General features: G+C 64.1%; 2 protein-coding genes and 1 pseudogene. All 3 read right to left on the minus strand.

The genetic code is table 11. The features are described from left to right. A pseudogene (locus tag ABGA94_RS13740) lies at nt 1–143 on the minus strand (30S ribosomal protein S7); the annotation flags it as partial. A 12-nt stretch (nt 144–155) separates the two neighbouring features. Next, nucleotides 156–530 (minus strand): 30S ribosomal protein S12, encoded by a 375-nt coding sequence (rpsL, locus tag ABGA94_RS13745; protein WP_004145320.1) that lies wholly within the window; start codon nt 528–530, stop codon nt 156–158. 284 nt (nt 531–814) lie between these two features. Next, entirely contained in the window at nt 815–5,038 is a 4,224-nt protein-coding gene (gene rpoC, locus ABGA94_RS13750) for a DNA-directed RNA polymerase subunit beta' (protein WP_005415410.1), read from the minus strand. Between the last annotated feature and the right edge of the window lie 75 nt (nt 5,039–5,113).

Below are 5,113 nucleotides of genomic sequence, written 5' to 3' on the forward strand. Positions count from 1 at the left end.
TCCATGGCGCCGTACACGATCTTTTCGGCGACGGACTTCTTGCCGCTCTGCATGACCATGTTGATGAAGCGGGCGATGGTTTCGCTTCCGTGCTTCGGATCGGGCAGGACGGAACGCTGCGGAGTATTACCCTTACGCGACATAGTGCTCTCTCCTTATGCCTTCGGACGCTTGGCGCCGTACTTGGAACGGGCCTGGCGACGCTTGGCAACGCCGGCGGCGTCGAGCGAGCCACGAACGGTGTGGTAACGCACACCCGGCAGGTCCTTGACGCGACCGCCGCGGATCAGGACCACGGAGTGCTCCTGCAGGTTGTGGCCTTCACCACCGATGTAGGAAATCACTTCTTCCTGGTTGGTCAGGCGGACCTTGGCAACCTTGCGCAGAGCCGAGTTCGGCTTCTTCGGAGTGGTGGTGTAGACACGGGTGCAGACGCCACGGCGCTGCGGGCACTTGTCGAGCGCCGGCGAGGCACTCTTGTAGGTGGTCGCTTGCCGCGGCTTGCGGACCAGCTGGTTGATCGTCGCCATCAGTAGGTTCTTCTGATTGGTGGCCGGAAAATCCGACCAGAGATGCGGAAATGTTAAAGCAGGCCGAAATTTTGGCCTGCTGAGACAGACGATTGTAGCAACCTGCAAGGAAAGCAGTCAAACGCCTCCTGTCAAGCCCGTCCCTGATCCCGGGACGTTACTGGGGGGCCTCCATGTACCCCGTTCAGATTGGCTGGGTCGATCACGGACGACCTCCCCTGCCCTTTCCCAATCCCATCGATGGACCGATGGGGTGGTCCGGCCTTGCGGCCGGACCGGATACCTCATTCTTCGCCCGAGGCCTGTTCAGCTTCGGCTTCAACCACCGGGGACTCCACCGCAGCCGGGGTGCCGGCCAGGGTCTGCATTTCCGAGTCGGTGAGACCGGTCGCGCCGCGACGGCGGCTGCTGTGGTAGGACAGGCCGGTACCGGCCGGAATCAGGCGGCCGACGATGACGTTTTCCTTCAGGCCACGCAGGTTGTCCTTGGTACCGCGGACGGCAGCCTCGGTCAGCACTCGGGTGGTCTCCTGGAAGGAGGCCGCCGAGATGAACGATTCGGTTGCCAGCGAGGCCTTGGTGATGCCCAGCAGGACCGGATCGAAGCGCGCCGGCAGTTCGTTGCGGGTCGACAGGCGCGCATTCTCCTCGATAACGCGCTGGCGCTCCACCTGTTCGCCGTTCAGGAACTTGCTGCTGCCCTGGTCGGTGATCTCGACCTTGCGCAGCATCTGGCGGGTGATCACCTCGATGTGCTTGTCGTTGATCTTCACGCCCTGCAGGCGGTACACGTCCTGGATTTCCTTGACCAGGTAGGCAGCCAGCGGCTCGACACCCAGCAGGCGCAGGATGTCCTGCGGGCTCGGCTCGCCGTCCACGATGGTTTCACCCTTGGTGACATGCTCGCCTTCGAACACGATGACCTGGCGGTACTTCGGGATCAGCTCTTCGTGCTCCGAACCATCGGTGTCCTTGATGATCAGGCGCTGCTTGCCCTTGGTGTCCTTGCCGAAGCTGATGATGCCCGAACGCTCGGCCAGCACCGCCGGATCCTTCGGCTTGCGCGCTTCGAACAGGTCGGCCACGCGCGGCAGACCACCGGTGATGTCGCGGGTCTTCGACGCTTCCTGCGGGATCTTGGCGACAACGTCGCCCACGCCCACCGGGGCGCCGTCCTGCAGGTTGACGATCGAACGCGGCGGCAGCAGGTACTGCGCCGGCAGGTCGGTGCCCGGGATCGACAGGTCGTTGCCCTTGGCGTCGACGATGCGCACGATCGGGCGCAGGTCCTTGGCCTGGGTACCACGACGCTTCGGATCGGTGATTTCGCGCGAGGCCAGGCCGGTCAGCTCGTCGGTCTTCTCGATGACGGTGACGCCGTCGACGAAGTCGATGAAGCGGATGAAGCCGGCCACTTCCGACACGATCGGGTGGTTATGCGGATCCCAGTTGGCCACGGTCTGGCCCGCCTTGATCGCATCACCGTCCTTGGACGTGATGGTCGCACCGTACGGCAGCTTGTAACGCTCACGCTCACGGCCGTGCGCATCGAGCACCGAGATTTCGCCCGAGCGCGACACCGCCACCAGCGAGCCGTTGGCGTGCTCGACCGACTTGAGGTTGCTGAACTTGACCGAGCCGGTGGTCTTGACGGTGATGTTGTCGACCGCAGCAGCTCGCGACGCCGCACCACCGATGTGGAACGTACGCATGGTCAGCTGGGTACCCGGCTCACCGATGGACTGGGCGGCGATGACGCCGACCGCTTCACCGATGTTGACCAGGTGGCCACGGGCCAGGTCGCGGCCGTAGCAGCGCGAGCAGACACCGAAGGCCGATTCACAGGAGATGGTCGAGCGGACCTTGATGGTCTGCACGCCGGCATCTTCCAGCTTGGCAACCCAGGCTTCGTCCAGCAGGGTGTTGCGGGTGACGATCGGATCTTCGTCGTTGCCCGGCAGGAACACGTCCTCGGCAACCACGCGGCCCAGCACGCGATCCTTCAGCGGCTCGACCACGTCGCCGCCTTCCACGATCGGGGTCATGATCAGGCCTTCGGTGGTACCGCAATCCACTTCGGTGATCACCACGTCCTGCGCCACGTCGACCAGGCGACGGGTCAGGTAACCCGAGTTCGCGGTCTTCAGCGCGGTATCGGCCAGACCCTTACGGGCACCGTGGGTGGAGTTGAAGTACTCCTGCACGTTCAGGCCTTCGCGGAAGTTCGCCTTGATGGGCGTCTCGATGATCGAGCCGTCCGGGCGGGCCATCAGGCCACGCATGCCGGCCAGCTGACGGATCTGCGCCTGCGAACCACGCGCACCGGAGTCGGCCATGATGTACAGCGAGTTCATCGACTTCTGGTCGATGGTCTCGCCCTTGGCATTGACGACCTTCTCGGTACCGATGGTGTCCATCATCGCCTTGGCGATGCGCTCGTTGGTGCGCGACCAGATGTCGACCACCTTGTTGTAGCGCTCGCCGGCGGTGACCAGGCCCGACTGGTACTGCTCCTGGATTTCCAGCACTTCGGCTTCGGCCTCGGTGAGGATGCCCTTCTTCTCGTCCGGGATCAGCATGTCGTCGATGCCGATCGAGACGCCGGCGCGGGTCGCATAGGCGAAGCCGGTGTACATCAGCTTGTCGGCGAACACGACCGTGTCCTTCAGGCCGAGCTGGCGGTAGCTGGAGTTGATCAGGCGGCTGATGTTCTTCTTGGTCAGCTCGACATTGGCCAGCGCGAACGGCAGGCCTTCCGGCAGGATTTCAGCCAGCAGGGCGCGACCGATCGTGGTGTCCACGATCGAGGTCTTGTTCTGCTTGTTGCCGTCTTCGTCGGTCACCACCTCGGTGATGCGGACCTTGACCTTGGCGTGCAGTTCCACCACGCGGTTGTCGTAGGCGCGCTTGACTTCGGCGATGTTGGCGAAGGCCATGCCCTCGCCCTTCTTGTTCTCCAGCGAGCGGGTCATGTAGTACAGACCCAGCACGACGTCCTGCGACGGCACGATGATCGGCTCACCGTTGGCCGGCGACAGGATGTTGTTGGTCGACATCATCAGCGCACGCGCTTCCAGCTGGGCTTCCAGCGAGAGCGGCACGTGGACGGCCATCTGGTCACCGTCGAAGTCGGCGTTGAACGCGGTGCAGACCAGCGGGTGCAGCTGGATGGCCTTGCCCTCGATCAGTACCGGCTCGAACGCCTGGATGCCCAGGCGGTGCAGGGTCGGCGCACGGTTCAGCATCACCGGATGCTCGCGGATGACCTCTTCCAGGATGTCCCAGACTTCGGCTTCTTCGCGCTCGACCAGCTTCTTGGCAGCCTTGATGGTGGTGGCCAGGCCACGACGCTGCAGCTTGGCGAAGACGAACGGCTTGAACAGCTCAAGCGCCATCTTCTTCGGCAGGCCGCACTGGTGCAGGCGCAGGTACGGGCCGACCACGATGACCGAACGGCCCGAGTAGTCGACGCGCTTGCCGAGCAGGTTCTGGCGGAAGCGGCCCTGCTTGCCCTTGATCATGTCGGCCAGCGACTTCAGCGGGCGCTTGTTGGTGCCGGTGATGGCACGACCGCGGCGGCCGTTGTCCAGCAGTGCATCGACCGATTCCTGCAGCATGCGCTTTTCATTGCGCACGATGATGTCCGGCGCGCTCAGTTCGAGCAGGCGGCGCAGGCGGTTGTTGCGGTTGATGACGCGGCGGTACAGGTCGTTCAGGTCGGAGGTCGCGAAGCGGCCGCCATCCAGCGGGACCAGCGGACGCAGGTCCGGCGGCAGCACCGGCAGCACGGTCATGACCATCCATTCCGGACGGTTGCCCGATTCCAGGAAGGCTTCGATCAGCTTGATGCGCTTGGTGAGGCGCTTGAGCTTGGTTTCCGAACCGGTAGCGGCGATTTCCTCGCGCAGGCGGGTCATCTCGGACTGCAGGTCGATCGTGCGCAGCAGTTCGTAGACGGCCTCGGCGCCCATGGCGGCGTCGAAGTCGTCACCGTGTTCCTGGCGCGCCTGCAGGTACTGTTCCTCGGTCAGCAGCTGGCGGCGCTCCAGGGCGGTCAGGCCCGGCTCGGTCACCACGTACGCTTCGAAGTACAGCACGCGCTCGATGTCGCGCAGGGTCATGTCCAGCATCAGGCCGATGCGCGACGGCAGCGACTTGAGGAACCAGATGTGCGCGACCGGCGAGGCCAGGTCGATGTGGCCCATGCGCTCGCGGCGCACCTTGGCCAGGGTCACTTCGGTACCGCACTTTTCGCAGACCACGCCGCGGTGCTTCATGCGCTTGTACTTGCCGCACAGGCACTCGTAGTCCTTCACCGGGCCGAAGATGGCGGCGCAGAACAGGCCGTCGCGTTCCGGCTTGAAGGTACGGTAGTTGATGGTTTCCGGCTTCTTCACTTCGCCGAAGGACCACGAACGGATCAGGTCCGGCGAGGCCAGCGCGATCTTGATCGCGTCGAAGTCCAGCGTCTGGCGCTGCTGGTTGAAGAGGTTGAGCAGGTCTTTCATGGTGTTCTCCAGAAGGAGGAATGCTGTGTCGATGGGCTTTCAGTTCACTGCCAGCGGCGCGGCGGCGGACCGCCG

It is taken from the genome of Stenotrophomonas sp. 3diitr2024 (genome assembly GCF_042136455.1).
Lineage (GTDB): Bacteria > Pseudomonadota > Gammaproteobacteria > Xanthomonadales > Xanthomonadaceae > Stenotrophomonas > Stenotrophomonas sepilia.

Excerpts from the sequence above, each read along its gene's own strand:
- rpsL (WP_004145320.1), bottom strand. The coding sequence starts at position 530 with ATGGCGACGATCAACCAGCTGGTCCGCAAGCCGCGGCAAGCGACCACC.
- rpoC (WP_005415410.1), bottom strand. The coding sequence starts at position 5,038 with ATGAAAGACCTGCTCAACCTCTTCAACCAGCAGCGCCAGACGCTGGAC.